We start from the raw sequence: 21,367 nt of genomic DNA on the forward strand, positions 1-21,367 counted from the left end.
CGCACACCCGGACCGTCGTGAACCAAAGCGGCGGGCAGGGCTCCCGGTCACCGGCAGCCCCCGCCGCCCTACCCGATCCGAGGTTCGGGATCGAGATCCCGGACGCGCCGCCGGCCGCGCGGGCGGTGTCGCTGGCAGGGATCCTGCTGCGGCTCACCCGGCGCGCCACCTGGGCCCAGCTGGCCCTGGCCGTCGACGGGTCCGACCCGGAGGTGCTGTCCAGGCTCGGCCGGCTCCACCTGAGCGACGAGCAGCTCGAGCTGCTGGACGCGCACGCCGACCTGATCGAGCTGGTCGTCGCCGAACCGGGCGGCAGCATCGCCGTCTGCACGGTCTGCGGGGCGTGGCTGGCGATCGGACGGCGGGCCGTGCCGACGTCATGCCGCAGCACCGCCGGCTGCCGCGGAAAGCTGGCGAAGGCGCCCCGGGCCAGGAGAATTCCCTACGCCCCAGCCCGGCCGGATCCGCCCGGGCACACCGCGGCGGCGACGGCCGACGGCCTCGATCCGCCGCTGGCCGACGTGGTCCCCCTCTTCCCGGACGGGCCGCAGGATCCGGTCACCCGTGCCCGCCCGCGGGCCGTCGACCGGACGCGACGCCGTGGGCGTCCGGACGCGAATGATCCCGCCTCCGACTTCGACGAGCAGGCCGGGGAGCCGGCCGGCGGCACGGGTACCGCCGACTTCCCGCTGTGAAGCCGAGCACGGCTGCGAGGGTCCGTGTCGTTCCGCACGCGTCCGACACTCTCTTCGATCACGGATGCTCCGCACACCTGTGGTGCGTGACAGCCCAGCCCGACCCGGCCACCGACACCGCGCCGCACGCGACCGGCGCGACTGACCGTTCCGGCGCCGGCCGGCCCGGCATCGCTCGGGGCGGCACCGGGCGGCACTGGGTCGCCGGCGACTACGCCCCGTTCGTCACCGCCTCCGGTGCGGACAAGCTCGCCACCTCCGCCGTCGCGCCGCTGGTGGCGGCCGCCCGCGGTTGCGAAACCCTCGTCTGGGCCGACGCCCGGCAGGCCGCCGCCGACTGCCGCCGGCTCGGCATCGACAAGCGCGGCAAGCAGGGCCGCCGGTTCGGCGACTCGCTGCAGGCCGGCGACATTCTCGTCATGCCCTGGTACCTGGCCGACCAGGTGGCCCGGGCGGAACGGACCGGGCAGGCACCGATCCGCACCTCCATCCAGTACCGACCGGCGGTGCCGGAGCGGGACGAGACCGGGCGGGAACGCAAGTACGAGTTCGTGTTCGGCAACGAGACCGTGCTCGGCGCTCACCCCGCCACCCCGGCCGGCTGGTTCGCCGACCCGGCCATCCCGCTGCTGGTGGCGGAGGGGCAGCTGAAAGGCGACTCGGCGATCACCGGGGCGCTGCTCGCCTCCGGGGTGACACCCGACCAGCTCCGCCTCGCCACCGGGGAAACCGTCGACGGCGCCCGGGACCGGCTCCGCTCCCTGCTGGCCGCGATGACCCCGGACCGGCGGGTCTGCGTGATCGCGATCGCCGGCGTGTGGAATTGGCGGACCAACCCGGAATGGTCGATGGTCGCGCTCACCGGCCGGGACGTGTGGGTCGCTGTCGACGGCGACGTGACCTGCAAGTGGAAGGTGTGGGAGCCGACGGCGCAGCTGTTCGAGATGCTGGCCCGCCGCAAGGCGAACGCGGCGCTGTTGTCGCCGGCCGCCGCGACCCCGGAGGGCGGGGCGAAGGTCGGCGTCGACGACTACCTGGCCGACCACGGAACCTGGGACGACCTGCTCCGCCACCTGTCACCGGGCCTGCCGCCCCGGCCCCGCCGGGAGAACTTCGAGTCGATCGGGCAGTACCGGATCGGCGACGACGGTACCGAGCTGCAGGTCTGCAAACCCCGCGTCGACGAGGCGAGCGGCGACGTGGTCGGCGGCAGCTGGGTCGCCGAGTACCCGATCGGCGGCCGGGTGGTGGCCCAGACGGTGAAACGCAAACCCACCCCGGAGGAGGTGTCGACGGGACGGTTCGGGGAGGGTCTGACCCGGCTGCCGCCAGGCGCCGACGACCGGGTGGAGATCGAGATCTCGTGGCGGGACCCGGCCGGCAACCTGGTCACCGACCTGGTCGAAGGCCCCTCCGACATCTTGGTGGAGACCCCGGACCGGTGGCTGAACCACAAGCCGCTCCATCTGCCGACCGGGCTGAAACTGCACCCGGCCTGGCCGCCACGGGGACCGGTCGGGCAGAACTGGCTGCAGGCGGTCAAGGCGAACCGCGAGGCCGAGGTGCAGCGCCGCACGCTGTGGACCCGGATGGGATGGGTGCCGGTGCCCGGCGACCTGCCCGTGTTCTCCGTCGGCGACCAGGTGGTCGGGGAGAAGGTCGAGGGCACCACCTTGTCCGCGGTCGGCGAGCTGATCCACAACGCCCACCTGTTCGGCGTCGGCGACGACGGCGGCGCCGACTTCGACGACCCGATGTACCGCCGCCACCTGGCCCGCGACCTGAAGGCCACCCTCGACGCGGTGATCGCCGCCTACACCGACCGGGCGGTCGCCGCCGTCGTGCTGGCCGCGGGGGTGCGGGCCGCGCTGCCGATGCAGTCGAACTCGGTCGTCTACCTGGTCGGGCCGCCCGCGTCCGGCAAGTCGTACTCGGCCGGGGTCATCTGCGGGTTCTGGTCGCGCCGGCCCGGATACTTCAGCGACGACGCGCTGCCCGGTTCGGCGAAGGACTCGATCGCCGCGACCGAGGCCAACCTGTCGGTCGCCTGCATGTGGGTCGTCGACGACCTGGCCCCGTCGTCGGACCCGCGCCGCGCCGCCCGCGAGCAGTCCGACCTGGACGACACGATCCGGATGGTGCACAACGGCTCGAGCCGGGGCCGGATGACCCGGGACGGCACGCCGCGTCCGGTGCGCATCCCCAACGCCATGCTGGTCGCCACCGCCGAGAACGAGTCGACGGTGGAGTCGATCCGGCAGCGGTCGCTGACCGTGCTGTGCCGCAAAGGCACCCTGGCCGAGTCGAGACGACCCACCGACGCGCTGAAAGACCTGTACGCCCACGACGGCGCGCCCGCCCGGGTCACCCAGGGGCTCGTCAAGATGATCAGGCACCAGTGCGCGAGCCGCGACGGCGGCGACTGGGCCGCCACCGTCGGCTGGGTCGCCGACGATCGCGGGCTCTGCGACGACGAGATCCGCGACGCCATGATCGCACGCGGCCTCGACGGCGGCTCCGTCACCCGCGCGGTGAAGATCGGCGGCGACCTTGCCCTCGCACTGCGCTACCTCGGCGAGCTGGCGGCGAACCTCGGCATCGGCGACGACTACGTCTCCCTGCTGACCGACGCCGACCGGCTGCCCGCCGAACTGTCGGCACTGGTCGCCGCCAACTGGCGGACCTCCACCAACGCCACCCCCGGCCACCACGTTCTGCTCGCGATCACCCTGGCCCTGCGGTCGGGCCGGGCCCACATCCAGTCGGCGGCGAACCCGATGCAGGCCCCCGGCGACGCCGACCTCCTGCTCGCCTCCCGGCTCGGCTGGAGCATGCACGGCGACCGTCCGGCGCCGAACGGGCCGGCCGTCGGCGTGCACGGCTTCCTGCAGGACACCGACGAGGAGGTGGTGCTGCTGGACCACACCACCGCGTTCTCCGTCGCGCAGCGGCTCTACCCGGAACTGCTGCCGGCCGGATCCCGGGCCGCCGGCGCCTGGCAGTCGGCCCGCGACGAACGGCTCGTCCTGGACGTCCCCGGCACGACCCGCGGGACGGCCACGACACGCCGCCGGCTGAAAGGCGCCAGCCAGCGGTTCTCCGGTGTCCCCGTCGCCCTGACCACCCTCCTCGACCCGTCGCCGGCCGGCGACGCTCACCCCGGCGACACGGCGAGCTGACCCGGCACGGCCGGACCGGTCACCGGTGCCACCCGAACGCCGACCAGCCCCCTGCCGCCGTCGAATCCGGCCCCGCCGCACACCAGTGCTGCAGGGACCCGCCGACCCGGGCCGGGCTTCCCCGGGACCAGGGAGGCAGCGGATGCACACGCCACCGCGGGACGGCGACCAGCCGGAACGGCCCGCCGAGGCGGCGCGGGGCGGTGCCGGGAACCCGACCGGTCCCGGTCGGACCGGCGACGAACGACGGGGCGACGCCCGCCGCGACCCGGAGCTCGACGACCCGAACCTGGACCTGAGGACCAGGCTGGCGATCCTGTCGGCCCGGTTCGCATGGGACGGGCAGGCGCTCGCCGTCGGCCACGAGCCGACATTGCGGCGCCTCACCGACCGGACCATGTCCGCGTCCACGATGCACGCGCTGGAGGGCTGCGCGACGCGGTGGGCGTTCGAGAAGCTGTGGCCGGCCGCCCCCGACCCGTTCTCCCCCAACATCCTCGGCAACGGCGCCCACACCGTGCTGGAACGGTTCTACGGGCTGCCGCCGGCCGACCGGTCGATCGGGTCGGCGATGACGATCCTGCGGCAGGTCAGCGCCGAGACGTTCCCGGGCGTCGACCCGCTCACCGGCGCCGTCCGGGACCGGTGGCTGGCCGAGGTGTACGCGGCGTTCAAGGGCATCTTCGACATCGAGGACCCGGCCCGCGTCGACGTGGCGGGCCGCGAGACGGAGGTCCGCACCGACATCGCCGGGGTCGGGTTCGTCGGCTACGTCGACCGGCTCGACCGCGACGGCGACGGCGACCTCGTGGTCGTCGACTACAAGACGTCTTCGTCGCTGCCGAAGAACATCGCCCGGTGGGGTGACCCGCACGGCGACCAGCAGCGGCTGTACCTGCTCGCGCTGCGGCAGACCCTCGGGGAGATGCCGGCCGCCGCCCACCTGCACTACACCCGGCTGGGCCAGTCGAAGAAGGTGGCGCAGTCGAAGGCACGGCTCGCCGAGACCCGGGATAAGTTCGTGCTGGCCGCCGAGAAGCTGGCCCTGATCGGCGACACAGGCATCCTGCGTCCCGCCCCGACCCCGCTGTGCGGCTGGTGCCCGCTGGTCACCGTCTGCCCCGCCGCCCGCGCCGACGGCAAGGTCGACCGCACCGACCGGGCCGTTCCGGCGGAGTGGCTGCCGATCCCCGTCGTACGGGCGACGCTCCACCCCGCCCCCGCCCCGGGCGACGCCGTCCCGGACGACGGCGGACCGGTTGCCGCCGCACACGGGACGACTGGCGGCACCGAGCCGGCCCGTGATCCTCGAGGAGTGCCCGTGACCCGCTTGAAGGAAGGCCAGCCGTACGTCGAGCAGGCCGACGGCGACCTGAACCCGAACAGCTACGCCTCGATGGGCGCCGTCGACGTGGTCGAGATGGCGGTCCACGCCCTCGCCTACGACGGGGTGCCGCTGACCCGGTCGGGGGTGCGGGCGCTCGCCGGGATGTACGCGTCGATCGTGCTCGACGTGCAGAAGCAGGTCACCGGCAGCAGCTCCTGGCAGGACGGCATGAACTCCCGCGCCCGGTTCCTGGTGAAGCGGGTGCTGCGGAACCTGCCCACCCCGCTGGGCGCGGCCGCACCCGAGCAGTGGGAGGAATGGGCGGCGCAGGTGACCCGGCGCGTCCTGCTGATGTGGGAGGTCGCGTACGGGTTGTGGTCCGACGGGCCGGTGGACGATCCGGCCGGCGACGTGTCCGCGGCGGTGACCGCCGCCAAGGAGCGCCTCATCCGGCCCGGGAACGGCGACAGGTCTGCTCCCCTGCCTGCGGCGCCGGACGGCAGTGCCGCCGTGCTGCCGCTGAAGCCGCGTGGCAGCCTCCCGGTCGACGACCACGACGGGGACACCGCAGCCGTGGCCGACTTCGGCCTCTGACCCGTCGCCCCATGATCATCTTCTCGGTACCCCGGTCGCCGGGCTGTCCGGCGCCGGGCGCCGAATCCGAACCGACGTGAGGATCCATCCATGACCACCCCGCCCACCACCCCCGGCACCGGATCCCCTCTCGACGATCCTGCCGACGACCCCACCGAGGCGGCGCCGGACGAGCCGATCAGCTACCGGTTGACACACGACGACCGGGTCGTCGAGGCCGGCAGCCTGACCGAGCTGGTCGCCGACCTGATCCCCGGCTACGGCGAGCTGCCCGGCACCGCCGACGGGGACGAGCTGGCACTGCTCGCCCGCTGGCAGCAGGCCGTGACCACCGCGAACCGGGTCCAGGCCGTCCTCATCGCCGACGTCGCGGAACGCGGCACGTTCGATGTCGGCACCGCCGGCGAGGAGGTGCTGTCGGTGCTGTTCGCCGACCGGATCGACCCGGTCGAGGTCGAGGAGTGGGCGCAGCCGGTTCCGCTGGTGGTGGTGTCGACGTCCTACGCGCCGTTCACCGACGCGACCCCGCCCACCGGTAACGTGCGCTGGATCAACCCGCACACCGAGCTGACCTACCTGCAGACCCTGGCCGGTCTTGGTGTCGTCGCCCTCGACGGTCCCCGCGCGGCGCTGACCTGAATCCGGCAGACGAGGCTGCGAGCTCGGCGCTCGCCGGCCTTTCGTTGCCGTCACGGCCATCGGGACGCTGCCGCGGGGTGCGTCGCCGCTAGGCCCGGTCCACGGTCGGGTGCCACCGGAAGGCGGTCCGCTCAAGAGCCGCCCAGTGGTGTTCGACGCACCAACGGCACGCGAAGCCCGGATGCCGTTCGAGGTCGCGCGCCGCCGCAAAGCGCCACGGGTCGACCGAATGCAACTTGCGCCGCAGCGCCGCGGACTGGTCCGTCAACGCCGTGATCCCCCACCGGAGCTCGGGCCGCAGCTTGGCCGCTTCCGTGTACAGCCGCGTGGTGATGCCCAACCCCTCCCACTCGTGAACCGCCTCCAGACCCTCCCCCGCCCAGTACCGGTCAGGATCGATCGACGGGACGGAATACGACTTGGAGAACACCCGGCCGATCTCGGCGCCGTCGGTCCAGATGAACAGCGCGCGCAGACCGGAGGCGCGGTGCTGCATCGTCAGCTGGCGCTCTCTTCGCGTCGACGAGCTGCCCTCCCTGCACACGGTCAGGATGCCGGTCGAGTCGGCGACCGCAGCGACCCGACCGACCTCGGCGACCACGTAGGTCCTCATCCAGTCCTTCGTCAGCCGTCGGGCCACGCGCGGGTGGAGGCGGGGTAACTCGTCCCATCGGACGAGGATGTCGTTCACCGTCACCAGGGTGTCTACGGGGGTGGAATCGGTGCGGGCGATCAGAGCGTCGAGATCGTTCAGCACCTCCCGATGAAACGCGTGGCGGGTGCTGCCGGCCCGCACCGATTCCTTCCACAGCGACCTGAACGCCTCCTCGGCCTCCACCTCGACATCGGGTACGAGCCGAGTCCGAATCCGTTCCAGCAGCGACATGGATTGGACGTTAACAACCGGCACCGACAGTGGAGAGACGTTTGAGCCGACGCCATTCGCCGGCGGTCTTCGGGCCGATCTGTCTCCTCCGCTGGAGGACCCTTAACCGAGACGCACGCGCTCTTGACCGCCGGTGCCTGCGTCGCACGTGACGGCTTCCCGAATTAGGCCGCTGAAGGCGGTCGGGGCCGGCTGTCTGATCGCCGGGGTTAGTGCAGGTTCGGGTCCGCCATATCGAGCAGGGTTTGCAGCTGGTCGCGGTTCAGGGGTCGGGGGCGTTCAAAGTCGCCGTCCATCGCGTAGGCCCCTGCGTAGGCGGCCTGGTCACGCTGGAAGCGCCAGCTGTCGGCGAGGCTGCCGGTGTCAAAAACGTCGAAGCCGATGGCCTGGATGAACGCGGCCACTTGACGCTTGGCGTCTGCGCTGTCCCCGGCGATCGTCAACGTGTTGCGGTCCGCCGCGCCGGCCGGACGGTGCATGGCGCGCAGGTGCTTGGCGGAAATGTTGTTGAAAGCCTTGACGATTTTCGAGTCCGCCAGGTGCTGCTGCACGAATCCGCTGGTGGTGAGACGCCCATCCTCGAGCGCAGGGATCCTGCCGTCGGCCTCACGCGCGCCACGGGAGTCGGGGTAGTAGTTGCAGGTGTCGATGACCACCTTGCCGGCGAGCGGCGCGGCCGGTATCTGATCGACCTTGCCGAGCGGAATGGTCAAGACCACGAGATCGCCTGCTGCAGCGGCTTCCGGCGCCGTCGCGGCCCGCGCCCGGGAGCCGAGCGACTCGACGAGGTCGGCGAGGGTCTCGGGACCGCGGGAGTTGGACAGCACGACGTCGTATCCGGCGGCAACGGCCAGGCGGGCGACCGTGCTGCCGATGTTGCCGCTGCCGATGAAGCCAATCGTCGTCATGACGGGCGCAACCCGTCCCGCAGCCGCCCTATTCCACGACCAACACCGTCAACAGCGGTCCGCCTCGGCCGACAGAGAACCATCCCTACGCCACGATGGTCTCCGTGACGGCCCGGACCGCTGATCGACACGTAGGGGGACGTTCGTGCCGGACGCGCACGGTGGTCCGTTGAGGGCCGGGCTGGGGCCCAACCGGGGGGCGGGCCCAGGTGGCGCCGACGGGGGTGCAAATCCTCGGGTGCGAAGGGTCGGGCGACGGCACGGGGTCCTACCTTGGGTTGAAGCGGGAGGGTTTCATGTCAGCTGAAGAAAGCCGGCGCGCCATCGAGCGCTACTTCGACCTGATGGGCCAAGGTGCGGACTTTGCCGAGTGCTACGGCGCCGATGTCACCTGGCTTGTTGTCGAGACCGGTCAGGTGGTGCGTGGACCCGACACGGTGCGGGACTACGTCAACGCGCTGCACGCCACGATGGTGGACCTGCAGACGCGACGGATCGTCATAGGTGAGGAGAATGCCTATCTGGAGGGAGACTGCGCTGCTGTCAGGTCGGAGTTGGGCAGTCGGATCCACTACTGCATCGCCTACGACATCAAGGATGGGCTGATCATCGCGATGCGCTGCTACGGCGTTGGAGCCCACGTCTAGGTCGGCAAGTCCGTCGTGCTCCCATTGCCGCTGTGGCAGCTGACATTCACGCGCTCACCGGGGTTGCCCTGAGGTACGGCTGAAGGCCCGGTCGTGCGGAGCTCGCGTAAGGGACCGCTCAGCGAGAAGCAACTCCGTGCTTCCTCGGGGCTCGATCAGGGGTGCTGGCCACGACCGCGCGATCCATACTCAACCTGCCGCGTTCGATGAATCCCGCGTCCAGGAAGGCCGGGAGGACCCCAGGGAACACGTTGCGCGTCGCCCCGTCGACGCTGGTGTCGACGGGATAGCCCTCGATCACCGTCTCGTGGTCGCGACCCCAATCCGCAGCGTAGTTGATCAACTGCGCCATCACGCCTTCGCCGCGTGCTGTTCGAGCGATGAAGAAGCATGACAACGACCATGCAGCCTCCTGACCGAAGTCATAGCCGGAGAACCTCTTCAGTAGCCAATCGAGCTCCGAGCGCGGAGCGAAGCGAGCCCAGCCCACCGGTTCGCCATCGCGATACGCCACGAGGCCGGCAGCGCCGCTGCCGATCTGACGAGCAAGGTCACGCTTGTTCTGTGACCGGTCGCGACGGGTGTACTCGGCGCCGAGGATCCAGTACTGACACCAGCATCCGTTCGAGGCGCCAGACCGGCCGAACAGCCGTTCGACGTCGCGCCAGTTGCCGGCCACCGCGGTCGTCACCTCGATCCGTGCAGATCCGCTCATGCGCCGATGATGCCTGAACCGGCCGGCACCTTGACGGTGGCTCCCGCTGTACCGCACGAAGGCACGTCAACCAAAGCTTGTTCCGCGAAAGCGGGGCCCTCGTGCGGAGTATCCATTAGCCGACCGTCCTACGAGGGGTCGGCCTGGACAGGCTGGCGGCGTCGGTCATGGGTGTTCCATCCAGGGGGTGCCGTTGAGGACGCGGAGTGTTCCGATGGGCAGGGGGTGTCGCAGACGGTGCCTGCCGGGTCTTGTGGTTGCGGGTAGTCGAACCCTCGCCGGTAGTAGCGGTAGAACGCGGGGCCGAGGTACCAGCCTGGGTAGCCAGGCGTCGGGTAGGCGAGCAGCTCGCCGATCCTGCCCAGGATTGCGACCAACGTCGCCGTCGCGGCCTTCCTACGATGTTCAGTCCCCGTGCGATCACGCGCCGGAACGGTCGTCGGCGTCGAGGCGTCTGTGACGTGGTCGGCGGGGTCTCGACCGCGCCCAGTTACCAACCGGGCTGGAAGGGTTCGCAACTGCCTGGGAACGCGGCTCGCCGAGGTCGCTGGATTGATCCGGGTCTGGATCTGCTTCTTGGTGGACATGGGTAGCTCCCGTGTTCTGTCCTGGCCGCTGGTCAGTCGCCGGCGCGTACGTATCGAATGGCGAGGAAGCCCATGCTGGTCGCGGTCAGTCCCCAGGCCACCAGGTCCAGTACCGGTGCCGCGGTGATTACCGCGACCACGTGCAGGGGTTGGGAGATGATCATCGCGAGGGCGGATGCCACCGGGATCAGCCGGCCCCGCAGCGCGGCGACCCCGAGAAGTGTGGCGCCGACGACGTGTCCGAGCACGAAGATCAGCAGGGTAATACTGCCCGGTCCGGCTGCCTCGGCGGCGCGGCTGAGGCTCTCGGCCTGATCCACGTCGAGGCCGGCTGCGGGTGCTGCCGCCCACAGGGTGTCGCCGAACCCGAGGGTCATCATTGCCAGGTAGCCCGGCAGGAGGAAGGCGCCGGTCCAGATCCAGAGTCGAGGTGTCGGTCGGCGGAGCAGCGTCAGGGCTGCATACGCGCCGGGGATCAGGGTGAAGGTCGCGACGAAGCCCAGCCAGAGGACGGCTTCCATCGTCTGGGGCTGGTGCAGGGCGGTCGCGGCGTCCGGTGGGTAGATCAGCCGGATGATCGCCACGACTGCCGGCCCGATCGGCATCAGCGCGGCCCCGAACAGACGCAGCCACCTCGGTGCGGTATCCGGCCGTGAGGCGGGGTCGGCGTGCGTGGTCATCTGGGAGTTGGTCATGATCATCAGCCTGCGCTTACCCGCGCCCGGGCACCTGGGGCCGTGGCCGCCGGCGTTCCCGGGCGACCCGGGCAGATCTCCGGTTCTGCCTGGGGGCTGAACCCCAGGCGGACAACGATCAGGTCACCGATAATGAGGCCATGTCCTCCGGCGACGGATCGATCAGGGTGCTCGTCGCCGACGATCACCCCGTCGTCCGCGGCGGACTGATCGCGCTCCTGGAGACACTCGACGGTGTCCGGGTGGTCGGCCAGGTTGGGACCGGTCGGGAGGCGGTCGGCGCCGCACTCGCGCAGCAGCCCGACGTGGTCGTGATGGATTTGCGGATGCCCGATCTCGACGGGGTCGCGGCCACCCGACAAATCCGGGCGCGAGCACCCGGCGTCGCTGTCTTGGTGCTGACGATGTTCGAGGAGGACTCCTGGTACAGGCGGCGCTGGCGGCGGGTGCTCGCGGGTACTTGTTGAAGGGTGCCGAGAGTGCCGAGATCGACCGTGCGATCCGGACCGTGGCGGCCGGTGACGCGGTTCTCAGCCGATCCGTCGCCGAGCACGTGCTCGGCCGTGCCGACGCGTGGCCGAGCGGGCAGCTTTCGGGACTTACGCCGCGCGAGCGTGAGGTCCTGGACCTGATTGCACAGGGACTGGGGAACGCGACGATCGCCGCACGGCTGCACCTGTCGCCGAAGACCGTCGGCAACCACATCTCGGCGATCTTCACCAAGCTCGGGATCTCGTCGCGAGCCGAGGCGATCGTGCGCGCTCGCGATGCTGGCCTCGGGGTGACCCGACCGTGAGCGGCCGGTCGACCAGCATCGCGATCACCGCCGTGGGAGGTGTTCTGCTCGCGGTGTGCCTGGTGCTGGGCGGCTTCGCCCGCTCGGCTGCGCTGCCGCTGAGCCCGTACACGATCACCAACCTGGTGATCGGCGTCGGCTATCTGGTCCCGGCGGCAGTGATCGCCTGGCACCGGCCTCGCAACCTCCTCGTGCTGCTGCTGTTCGTTGGTGGGGTCGGCCACTTGCTGGCCGGGATCGGGGTCGCCGGCGTGGCTTGGGGCGCAGCCGCCGGCTGGTCGGCGTGGCTGATCGGGATTTGCGGTCTGCTGCTGGGGATCGCGTGGAAGTTCGGCATGGGTCCGCTGTTCGCGCTGCTGCTGCTGCTGTTTCCCGACGGCCGACTGCCTTCGCGGCGCTGGCGGTGGCTGGTGTGGGCGTCGTTCGGCTCGCTGGCCCTGGCACTGGCTGGCTGGTTCGTCGCGCCCGACGCGCTGATCATGAACCTGGTCGTCCAGCTCGGCGACCTGGCCGTGACGACGGCGGCGATCGTGTCGCTGGTGATGCGCTATCGCCGTGGCGACGAGATGGTCCGCGGCCAGATCCTCTGGCTGGTACTGGCCGTGATGGTGATGCTGGTGCTCAACGTCGAGCGGGCGATCACCGGCCGCGGGCCGGAACTGTTGCTGCTGAGCTTCGTCTGCATACCGGTAGCCATCGCCATAGCCATCGTGCGCTATCAGCTCCTCGACATCCGGCTGGTGGTGTCACGAACCCTGCTGTACGGGCTGCTGATCGGTGCCGTGCTGCTCGGATACGTCGGGCTGGTCGCCCTGGCCACGGCTGTCCTGCCCGCGGACCTCGCAACCTGGGGGCCGGTCACCTCGGCCATCGTGGTGGCACTTGCGCTCAACCCGGTCCGCCTTGGTCTGCAAAGGCTGATCACGCAGGCGTTCTACGGACGCCGGGACAACCCCGAGGCGCTCGCTGCGGCAGTCGGCGATGTCGAGGACCTCGCGGAGGTGCTTGAGCGTGCCCGGACAGCTCTGCGGCTGCCCGGTCTCGCTGTTCGATCGACCGGTGGGCTCACGATCGCAGGAGAGACCCGTAGCGGGACGCAGGAGACCCTGCCACTGACCATCCGGGGCGAAGAACTGGGACACCTGATCGTGACGCTCCGGACCGGGGAGTCGCGGCTGCACCGACAAGACGCCGCCGCGCTCGGCATGCTGGCCGGTCCCCTGGCTCTGCTGCTGCGTGAGCAGGCCCTGGCCGACGCGCTCCGGACGTCTCGAGCCCAGGTCGTTCGAGCCCGGGAGAGCGAACGCTCCCTGCTGCACCGCGACCTGCACGACGGCCTCGGCCCAACGCTGACCAACGCTGCCTTTCGCGCCGACGCCGCGGCCAACCAGCTGACGACCGACCCGGAAGCGGCGGCCACGCTGCTAGCAGAGGCCCGAGTCGGTATCCGAGAGGCCCTCGCCGACGTGCGCCGAGTCGTTTACGGGCTCCGACCGCTGGCGTTGGAGGAGCTCGGCCTCGTCGGAGCGATCCGGGAGCAAGCGTCGAAGGCTGGCCGGCTGCCGGTCAGCGTCTCCGCCACCAGCCTCGGACCACTACCGCCGGCGGTCGAGCTGGCCGCCTACCGAATCGCCACCGAAGCCATCACCAACGCCCAACGCCACTCCACCGGCAGCCAGGTCCGGGTCCAGCTGACAAGCCGGGGCGAACAACTCGAGCTGATGGTTCGAGACAACGGCGCGTCCCGACCAGCCACTCCCGGGATCGGCCTGCGCTCGATCACCGAGCGCGCCGACGAGCTGAGCGGCCGAACAGAAATCGTGGCCGGCGAGGACGGCTGGCGAGTGACCGTCTGGATCCCGTGCGGCTCGGCCTGAGCTCCTCACACCGGCCCAGACCTGCCGGTCCACGCACAAACACAGATGGCGCCGGCGTCCCAGCTCGCGCCGCCCAGAAGCTCCCCCACCCGAGCTAGCAAGCCCTCGTCGCGCAGCACGCAAAGTGCCCGTACTTTGGCAGGATTCGGTCAAGTCGTCCTCGCGTCCGAGCCCATTGCCTGGATCGTCAGTTGACGACCCTCCTGCACGCAGAGCGGGACCGTTGTGCGAGCACACAGCTGCTGACCGTTTGCGAGCGGCCCTTGGCGGGCTTCGGGTTCTGCTGGTCTCGCACGATGTGCTCGACCATCGTTGCGAGAACGATGGGTCAGGCTGAGACGGTGATTGTGATCAGTGCGACCGCGGGCAGGGTTGATGATGCGATGGTTCCTCTGATACTGCCGCCGCGGGGGCGCCAGTAGCCGAGCAGATCGGCCAGTCATCGCATCAGGTCGTGCCGGACCGCTCGGGGACCGTTGGCGAGAATGCGTGTACAGGCGACCCGACCCGCACCGATCCCGGAGCAGCAAGTTCAACTGCAATCGTGACCGGCTGGAACTCGACTCCGCCACTGGGCCGCTGGAGGCGGGTTAGGCCGTGCCGTAGTGGACCGCTCGTTGACCCCGGCCCCCGGGGGGGCGTTGCTACTGGCGAACTGTCGGGGTGGCGACATCGTTTGATTGACCGTCGAGGAGTGCGGCACTAACGTTCAGGAGAGGCGCGGACACGGGGTCGCCGGCTAGGTCGGAGTATTGATGGACCAGATCGCTCGGTTGCTCACCGCCATGAATGCTCATGACCTCGAAGCGGCGGCGGCGCTCTTTCACGAGGACTACCGCAGTGAGCAGCCAGCACATCCGGGACGCTCGTTCATCGGGCGTGCTCAGATGCACGCCAATTGGGCGGCGATCTTCGCAGGGATCCCAGATTTCCACGCCGAGTTGCTCGGGTCGGCTGAGCACGGTGGAACCATCTGGACTGAGTGGCTCTGGACGGGCAATCGTAGGGACGGGGTGCCGTTGGAGACGAGGGGCGTCACGCTGTTCCAGGTCGAAGGCGAGTTCATCGTCGCGGGCCGGCTGTACATGGAAGATGTCGAGACGACGCGCGTAGGGATCGAGCAAGTGGTCGAGGAGATCTCCGGTGAGCGGCCGAAGCACGCCGCCGGCGGCGCATAGGGCGTTTTGGGTCCGCGTCGCCGGCAATCTGGCCTCCTGCGCGAAAGACCTTGCGTCGGAGCCGGTGACTTCGCGATCCGCTCGAAATCCGTCCGTCCACTCAAGGCGCACTTGATGCGGATCGGTGGAGATCGAGCGATCGGTCGAGGTCCTGTCCGAACTCGAGCGGATCCTCACGCAGGATGTGGCGAAAGTCGGTGGTCCTGACGTCCTGCTGCTCGCAAGACGACCCTCCAGCTACAACGCGGTGGTGAGCCACGGCCGTACCGATACGGTCAGTGCTTCTCCGGCGACTCGATTCGCGTAAGCCTGTAGGTTTGGGCCTGGATCTCAACGTGCGCATCGTGTGCCGCGCCACGCCAGCCTCGTTGCATGCCGCCATGGCTCCGGTGAGAGCAGTACCCACGATGACGCCACGCCTCGCCCGTCGAGTCAACAGGACGAAACCGGCGAGCAGCCTGCCAGACACGCCCCGAGAAGCGCGAGTCCGATGGCTACGTCCACAGCCACAATCTGCTACTGCTCCGCAAGCCGTCGGATGCTCCTATGGATTGTCAAGTGGCTGGCTGGGCTGGGGATTCTGCAGCTGGAGCTGTGGGAGGACGTGGTAGATCTCGCGGGCGACGTAGCGTTTGAGGCATCGGATGATCTCGGGTTTGGAGAGTCCTTCTTGGGTTCGGCGTTGGGCGTAGGCGCGGCTGCGTGGGTCGTAGCGGAGCCGGCCGATGACGATGATGTAGAGGGCGTTGTTGGCTTGTCGGTCTCCGCTTCGGTTGAGGCGGTTTCGGTGGACGCGGCCGCTGCTGGCCGGGACCGGCGCGACGCCGCAGAGGTGGGCGAACGCGGCTTCGGAGGTGATCCGGTCGGGGTTGTCGCCGGCGCTGGTCAGGAGCTGGCCGGCGACCTCGGGCCCGACACCAGGGAGGGCGAGGAGGTCGGGTGCGACCTCGCCGACCAGGTGGGTGATGTCCTGGTCGGCGTCGCTGATTTCTTCGCTGAGTTGCTGGTGGCGTCGGGCGAGGCGGCGTAGCGCGGTTTTGGTGGCTTGTGTGGGGTCGCCGAGTTGCTGGCCGGGACGCAGTCGGGCGCAGATGTTGATGATCTTCGCGGTGGGTAGGTGGCGCAGCTGTTCGCGCAGCTCGGGCGGGCCGGAGATGATCAGGGCTTTGATCTGGTTGGTGCCCTGACTACGGGCCTTGACCGCGCTGGATCTGGCCACGCGGAGTGCCCGGATCGCCTCGACGCGGCCGTCGCGACGTTTCGGTATGCCGGTCGCCGACCCAGACAACACGGCTCGGGCGGCGGCGTAGGCGTCGAGGGCGTCGGACTTGCCGTGGGTCCGGCGGGATTTGCGGTCGGGTCGGTCGACCTCGTTGACGGTGAGCCCGATGGTGCGCAGGTAGCGTGCCAACCCGGCGCCGTAGGTGCCGGTGCCCTCCACGCCGATCGTCTGAAGGGTGCCATGTCCGCTGAGCCAGGCCGCCAAGGCTCGGTAGCCGGCCGGGTTGGCGGGGAACTCTCGATCACCGAGTTGGCGACCGACTCCGTCGATGACTGCTGCGTGATGTGTTTGGCCGTGGGTGTCGACCCCACCGATGACGACGCGCGTGGTCGGAGTTGTCATGCTGGTCATGCCTTGCCTCTTCCGTTGGACCGGTCGGGTGAGGCACGCCGCGGTCGGGTCGGTGGACAAGACAGTGATGGGCGCCTGGTGCGCAGGCTCCTATGAGGTCACGCCACCCGGCCGTTCGCGTGCCGAGATGCTTCTCGCCGGGTCGACGAATCCGACGAAGGACAGCAACGGGTCGCGTCAGTCGTGCGGCGGGTCAGACCCAGCGAGAAACACCAGAATCATGCTCACTGTCGTGCGGGACGCACGCAGTGGTCGTCGGTCGTGGGGGACGCCGACTAGTCGACGGTCGTGCGGGACGCACGCAGTGATGGTCCGTCTTGCGGCATTGATGCGGTGTTGGCGGGCCTATCGTCGGGTCTGCGTGAGGCTGTCAGGACTCGAAGCGTCGGTTCAGTTCTGCCATGACCGGCCATGCTGCGCCGGCGGTGTTGGAGAGCACGACCGCGTCGACGTCAGTGTTGCTGTACCGGGTGAGCAGGGCGCTGACCCCGGCATTGCTGCCTTCCTTGTAGAGGGTCGCTCGGCGGAACTCCAGGCCGAAGCCGTACCGGACCGTCTCGTCTCGAGTCACTTGCGGGGTGAGGAACTGCTTAGTCAGCTCGGGTGTCAGCAACTGTCCAGCCCGGACGGCGTCGAGGAAGATCAACAGGTCCTGAGCAGAAGCATGGGCTCCGCCGTCCGGTGAACCGATCGGGGGGTAGCTGAAGATGTTTGCCCGCCACTCCCCGTCGACCAGGTCCCAGCCTTCGGCCACTTCGGGCACCGAATCTCGACGGTCGAAGAAGCCGGCCCCCGTCATGCCCGCCCGCTCGAAGACCTCTCTGGTCACATACGTCCGGTAGGACTCCCCCACGACCCGTTCGAGCGCCAACCCGGCCAACACGTAACCCACGTTGCAGTACCGGGCTCGGACCCCGGGCTCGGCCAGCGCCGGCTTGTGCGCGAATTGCGACAGGAAGTCGACGGTCTCCATGATGGCGTAGCACGGTGTGTCCACGAACAGGTCGGCATAGACCTCGCCTGCCTCTTCATCGGCGTCGTCGGCGATTCCGCTGGTATGGGTGAGGAGATGCCGCAGAGTGACCGCGTCGGAGATCGTCGTTCCCGCCAAGTCGACGTAACGGTGGATCGATGCGTCCAGGTCGAGGCGGCCGGCACCACCCTGCTGAAGGACGGCCACGCTGGTGAGCAATTTGGTGATCGACGCCGTGTCGAAGCGGGTGTCGACAGTGTTAGGAATCTGCCAGCGTGGCGTCGCGTATCCGTACGCCGCGCTGAAAACGACCGCGCCGGCGTGACGGACCACCACGACACCGGTGAAGCCCGACCCGCGGAGGACCGCGTCAAGCCCGCCAAGGTCCATCAGTCCAGCCAACGGCAGTGCCGATGCTGACGCTGCGACATGCAGTTACCTCTCCGTCGAGCCAGACGAACCGATGGCATCATGTCGGCACGATTCTGTCAGCCAGCCCTACCGCCTGTCCGCGCGACCACGACGCGCGCAGTCAGAGCTGACTCGGTGGATTCTCGCGTCCGGTTCAGTACCGCATCCGGAACCTCACGCCCGCAACCTTCCACGCGCCGAGTGTCCGGCTGTCGTGCGGAGCACGCATTAGCCGACCGTGGCGCGGCGGGGCCAGACCAGACTCCCCATGACCAGGCGGCCCCAGAAACGCCACGTCGGCGGTGCACCGTGAGGCGTCGGCCAGGGTCCGGCGAAAGGGGTGTACGGCTGGCTCAGAACTTCAGCCGGTCGACCATGCGGTAGCCGTCGAGGCGGTTGGATTGGAGAGCGTGTTCGGACAACAAGTAGACGTCGTCGCCGATGATGAGCGAACGAACGGGCTCCCCAACGGATCCGGGCGAGGTGATCCGGGCATCTTCACGCAGGCCGTCGGCGTCGGCGCGCAGCAGGACGAGGCCGCTGAAGTCCAGCTTGTCGCCGTATGAGGTGATCGGGGCGATCACCAGGTTGCGAGGCTCCCAGTAGAGGAACGCCTTCGGGTCGAACTCTGCGCCGGCGTTTCCCCAGCCGTAGGCCTGGGTGTCGATCCGCCGGGGTGACCTGGGGTCGCTGACGTTGAAGAGTGAGAACTGGATCTTGCCCTTCCCGCTCTGTCCGACGCCGAGCAGCAGATCCGTCCCGATCGGGTGCAGATAGCCGGAGTAGCCGGGGATCTTCAGCTCACCGGTGATCTTGGGCGCGGCGGGGTCGCGCAGATCGAGTACGTAGAGCGGGTCGGTCTGGCGGAAGGTCACCACGTATCCCACGTTGCCGATGAACCGTACGGCGCGGATCGATTCGTTGTCCTTGCGGCCCAGCCCGTCGATCTGTCCGACCTGTTTCAGCGTGCCGTCTTGTTCGCGCAGCATGGTTACCACACCCTCGTTGACCATCCGGGAGTTCACCCAGCCGCGGCTTCCGGACACCGTGGTGGCAACGCGCAGCACGCCGTTGACCTCCGACATGGCGTACTGGTTCAGCAGGCTCCCTGGTACCTCGCCGGACCCGCGGTACGAGGTCGCGCCTGATGGGCCGGTCAGAAACTTGTGGACACTCGTGGTCGGTGTCGTATCGTCGCGGCTCCACTCGGTTGTCGTGACGTAGGTCGCGGTGTCGGTGGCATAGAGCTGCTGACCGCCGGCGACCACGCCCACGGTGTGACGGTCCTGGAGTGTTGAGGTGATGTCGAACGACGAGACGGCCACCGTGTCGATGCCGGAGAACGTGTCGGGTCTGGCCAGATCGGGACAGGCCACCAGGCGTCCGCTGCTCACCTGGGCACCGACGCCATTGGTCAGGCTGTACGCGGGGAGCCAGTCGTCCACTGTCGACTTCGCGACTGCGTCCTGGAGTTCCTTCTTGGATTCCTCGGCGATCCCGCCCTCGCGCCCAACGTACGGCGAGGGAATATCGAGGTCGGGCGAGAAGGCGGTGACGACGCGCACCTGTGCCCCGACCAGCCGGGCGTCCAGAACGTCACCGTCGACGGCGAGGGTAGCCACGAGCTTCGGTGCGCGGAGCGTCGCAATGTCGTAGGTGGTGAGGAGTTGCCGCTGTCTCGCCGACCGGGGCCCGGGCGCAACCTCCTCCGGCCGCTGCCCGCTGAACACCAGCACGCGAGTGCCGGAGAGAAAGACGTTGCGTACGTCGGTGTCGGGTAGGGTCGCCACCTTGGACAGCTGGCCGTTGTGGGCGCTGATCAGGTGCACCCGACCGCGCGCGACGGCGACGATCACCTTCCCGTCGGTCTTGACCAGGTCGGGTTCGTCGACGCCGGCCTCGGCGACATTGGTGGTCGAATGAGCCGGCGTTGAGACAGTCGCCCCCGGGGGGGCGTCGGCCGCGCGCGCCGCTGTCGGCTGTGAAGACAGCTCGGCGCCTCCGTCCGCCGCCCAGCCCCTGCTCGCCTGTTCGATCAGATAGTCCGGGGCGTGTTCCTTGAAGTAGCCGAGCACCGCGTCGCAGTTCGCGAACGCCTTCAGCGGCCCTGCCGCGTACGCCACGCCGGCGCCGCCGAGGCCCGCCGACCCGCTGCCGCCACCTCCGACGAGCCGCGGCCCGAGAACCGCGATCCCGGCGACGAGCACCGCGGCAGCCGCGACCCGCGGGATGGCCATCCGGCGGATCGGTCGGTGCGCACGCCTCAGGCCCAGCTCATCGCCTGGTTCCGCCGCGGCCAGCTGCCGCCGGACGGACTCGGACGCCTTGCGCGCCCGCGCCTCAAAGCTGTTCTGCCCGGCGTCACTCATCCCCGAGTCGTTCATCTCGGCGTCACCGATCGGGTCATTCATGGCCATCCTCCACGCGTTCCAGGCGCAACTGGCGCGCGACCGCGGTACGCGCCCTACTCAAATGGGTCTTGACGGTGCCTTCGCTGCAGTCGAGGACCGCGGCGATGTCACGCACGCTGTAGTCCTCCAGATAGAACAGGGCGAGCGCCTGGGCCTGCCGGGCTGGCAGCGCGCGAACCGACCGCCAGAACTCCGCATCGCCCTCGTCGAGTTCGATATGGGTCGGCGTTCGGTACGCGAGCCGGACGATGGCCTGCGCCTCCCGCACCCTGCGCCGGACCACCGACGCCGCCCGATTGCAGGTGACCCGGCGCACCCAGGCTGCCGGCGAGTCGTAGCCGCCGATCGCCGCCCATTGCCGATACGCCGCGGTAAACGCATCCTGGGTGGTGTCCTCGGCCACCGACGCATTTCCGGTCAGGACGTACGCCAGTCCAAGCACGTGGCGGTATTCCTGCCGGTAGAAGTCGTCGAAGGACACCCGCCCGCGACCGGGACCATCCGTCTGATCAGCGCCAACATGAGCCGCGTCGTCGGCGTCGATCGTCAAATCGACCGCAGCGAGCGCCGGCCGCTGCCACCGATCAGGGGTAGCGCCGCCAGCAGCAGCTGCTCCATGCGTGTCCATCACTGCTTCACTCGCCGCAGGCCCCCCACCGGTTGACATCCTCCGATCAAGAATCTGTCAACGGCGCAACGTCTGGCAGGATTCCGCAAAACCGACCGCCCCGCGAGACGTCCTGCTGCCCATGCGAGCGGGAGGACTCAACGAAAGATCCAACCCGGACAACCGAACCGGAGGGACGTGTCTGCCGGTTCGCTCACGACCACCCCTCGCAGCCAGTTGTGCTGCCTTCTTTCTCGAATCCGCAGCCCGATTAAGTCTAGCTATGTAGAGTTAGCTGGGTGCGAGCTTCCCGGAGACCCTCCCGTCAGACGACAGCGGTCCTGCAGGCGTTCGAGTCGCAGCCGAGCGCGTGGCGCTACGGCTACGAGTTTATCGGCGACCTGCGCATCAAGTCGGGCTCCTTGTATCCGATCTTGATCCGGCTGACCGAACGAGGGTGGCTCGAGACCCGATGGGAGACCGACATGCCACTGGGTCGCCCGCCCAGACATCTGTATCGGTTGAGCCCTCAGGGCCTGGCGTACGTCCGCGCCCACCTGCGGTCAGCACGGGCAGCGACTCGGCGACCCGGATTATTGGAGGCGTGAG

At 69.3% G+C, this 21,367-nt stretch carries 18 protein-coding genes; 10 read left to right on the top strand and 8 right to left on the bottom strand.

All coding sequences use genetic code 11. The features are described from left to right. Window positions 1-17 precede the first annotated feature (17 nt). From ABD747_RS21170 to ABD747_RS21185, 4 genes are all read left to right on the top strand, one after another. Entirely contained in the window at window positions 18-695 is a 678-nt protein-coding gene (locus ABD747_RS21170; RefSeq protein ID WP_344808353.1) for a hypothetical protein, read from the top strand. An 86-nt stretch (window positions 696-781) separates the two neighbouring features. After that, the gene (locus tag ABD747_RS21175) at window positions 782-3,874 is read left to right on the top strand and encodes a hypothetical protein (RefSeq protein ID WP_344808355.1); all 3,093 of its coding nucleotides are present in this window, start codon (window positions 782-784) and stop codon (window positions 3,872-3,874) included. A 142-nt stretch (window positions 3,875-4,016) separates the two neighbouring features. Beyond that, window positions 4,017-5,795: a RecB family exonuclease gene (locus tag ABD747_RS21180; RefSeq protein ID WP_344808357.1), complete on the top strand. Its 1,779-nt coding sequence runs from the start codon at window positions 4,017-4,019 to the stop codon at window positions 5,793-5,795. A gap of 90 nt (window positions 5,796-5,885) precedes the next feature. After that, window positions 5,886-6,434, top strand: coding sequence for a hypothetical protein (locus tag ABD747_RS21185; protein WP_344808359.1), 549 nt, complete (start codon window positions 5,886-5,888; stop codon window positions 6,432-6,434). Between the two features lie 88 nt (window positions 6,435-6,522). Here ABD747_RS21185 and ABD747_RS21190 read toward each other — a convergent pair whose 3' ends face one another. Continuing rightward, on the bottom strand, window positions 6,523-7,272 hold the full coding sequence (locus ABD747_RS21190) for a hypothetical protein (RefSeq protein ID WP_344808361.1): 750 nt from the start codon (window positions 7,270-7,272) through the stop codon (window positions 6,523-6,525). Between the two features lie 257 nt (window positions 7,273-7,529). Beyond that, window positions 7,530-8,228: an NADPH-dependent F420 reductase gene (locus tag ABD747_RS21195; RefSeq protein ID WP_344808363.1), complete on the bottom strand. Its 699-nt coding sequence runs from the start codon at window positions 8,226-8,228 to the stop codon at window positions 7,530-7,532. Window positions 8,229-8,524: 296 nt separating this feature from the next. On the opposite strand from ABD747_RS21195, the gene ABD747_RS21200 reads away from it, so the two are divergent. Next, entirely contained in the window at window positions 8,525-8,875 is a 351-nt protein-coding gene (locus ABD747_RS21200) for a nuclear transport factor 2 family protein (protein ID WP_344808365.1), read from the top strand. Between the two features lie 118 nt (window positions 8,876-8,993). Here the strand turns inward: ABD747_RS21200 and ABD747_RS21205 are convergent, their stop codons facing one another. Both ABD747_RS21205 and ABD747_RS21210 read right to left on the bottom strand, forming a co-directional pair. Then, window positions 8,994-9,590 carry a GNAT family N-acetyltransferase gene (locus tag ABD747_RS21205; RefSeq protein ID WP_344808367.1) on the bottom strand — a complete coding sequence of 199 codons (597 nt, stop codon included), beginning with the start codon at window positions 9,588-9,590 and terminating at the stop codon, window positions 8,994-8,996. A gap of 619 nt (window positions 9,591-10,209) precedes the next feature. Continuing rightward, window positions 10,210-10,872, bottom strand: coding sequence for a hypothetical protein (locus ABD747_RS21210; protein ID WP_344808369.1), 663 nt, complete (start codon window positions 10,870-10,872; stop codon window positions 10,210-10,212). 140 nt (window positions 10,873-11,012) lie between these two features. Between ABD747_RS21210 and ABD747_RS21215 the strand changes: the two genes are divergently transcribed. The 4 genes from ABD747_RS21215 (at window position 11,013) to ABD747_RS21230 (ending at window position 14,723) form a co-directional block, all read left to right on the top strand. After that, entirely contained in the window at window positions 11,013-11,339 is a 327-nt protein-coding gene (locus tag ABD747_RS21215; protein ID WP_344808371.1) for a response regulator, read from the top strand. Further along, a complete protein-coding gene (locus tag ABD747_RS21220; protein WP_344808373.1) occupies window positions 11,336-11,668 on the top strand; it encodes a response regulator transcription factor in 333 nt (110 codons plus the stop codon). The genes ABD747_RS21215 and ABD747_RS21220 overlap by 4 nt, the downstream gene beginning before the upstream one ends. Next, on the top strand, window positions 11,665-13,545 hold the full coding sequence (locus ABD747_RS21225; protein WP_344808375.1) for a sensor histidine kinase: 1,881 nt from the start codon (window positions 11,665-11,667) through the stop codon (window positions 13,543-13,545). The genes ABD747_RS21220 and ABD747_RS21225 overlap by 4 nt, the downstream gene beginning before the upstream one ends. Window positions 13,546-14,300: 755 nt before the next feature. Next, entirely contained in the window at window positions 14,301-14,723 is a 423-nt protein-coding gene (locus tag ABD747_RS21230; protein WP_344808377.1) for a nuclear transport factor 2 family protein, read from the top strand. A gap of 544 nt (window positions 14,724-15,267) precedes the next feature. Here the strand turns inward: ABD747_RS21230 and ABD747_RS21235 are convergent. From ABD747_RS21235 to ABD747_RS21250, 4 genes are all read right to left on the bottom strand, one after another. Next, on the bottom strand, window positions 15,268-16,356 hold the full coding sequence (locus ABD747_RS21235) for an IS110 family RNA-guided transposase (RefSeq protein WP_344808379.1): 1,089 nt from the start codon (window positions 16,354-16,356) through the stop codon (window positions 15,268-15,270). A gap of 370 nt (window positions 16,357-16,726) precedes the next feature. Then, window positions 16,727-17,719, bottom strand: a complete 993-nt coding sequence (locus tag ABD747_RS21240) for a serine hydrolase domain-containing protein (protein WP_344808380.1) — start codon at window positions 17,717-17,719, stop codon at window positions 16,727-16,729. Between the two features lie 374 nt (window positions 17,720-18,093). Continuing rightward, the gene (locus ABD747_RS21245; protein ID WP_344808382.1) at window positions 18,094-20,151 is read right to left on the bottom strand and encodes a beta-propeller domain-containing protein; all 2,058 of its coding nucleotides are present in this window, start codon (window positions 20,149-20,151) and stop codon (window positions 18,094-18,096) included. Further along, entirely contained in the window at window positions 20,144-20,779 is a 636-nt protein-coding gene (locus tag ABD747_RS21250) for an RNA polymerase sigma factor (RefSeq protein WP_344808384.1), read from the bottom strand. The genes ABD747_RS21245 and ABD747_RS21250 overlap by 8 nt, the downstream gene beginning before the upstream one ends. A 278-nt stretch (window positions 20,780-21,057) precedes the next feature. Here ABD747_RS21250 and ABD747_RS26770 point away from each other — a divergent pair, with 278 nt between their 5' ends. Beyond that, a complete protein-coding gene (locus tag ABD747_RS26770; RefSeq protein ID WP_425562568.1) occupies window positions 21,058-21,366 on the top strand; it encodes a PadR family transcriptional regulator in 309 nt (102 codons plus the stop codon). The last annotated feature ends 1 nt before the right edge of the window (window position 21,367 follow it).

The sequence above is a fragment of the Microlunatus ginsengisoli genome (genome assembly GCF_039537205.1).
Lineage (GTDB): Bacteria > Actinomycetota > Actinomycetes > Propionibacteriales > Propionibacteriaceae > Microlunatus > Microlunatus ginsengisoli.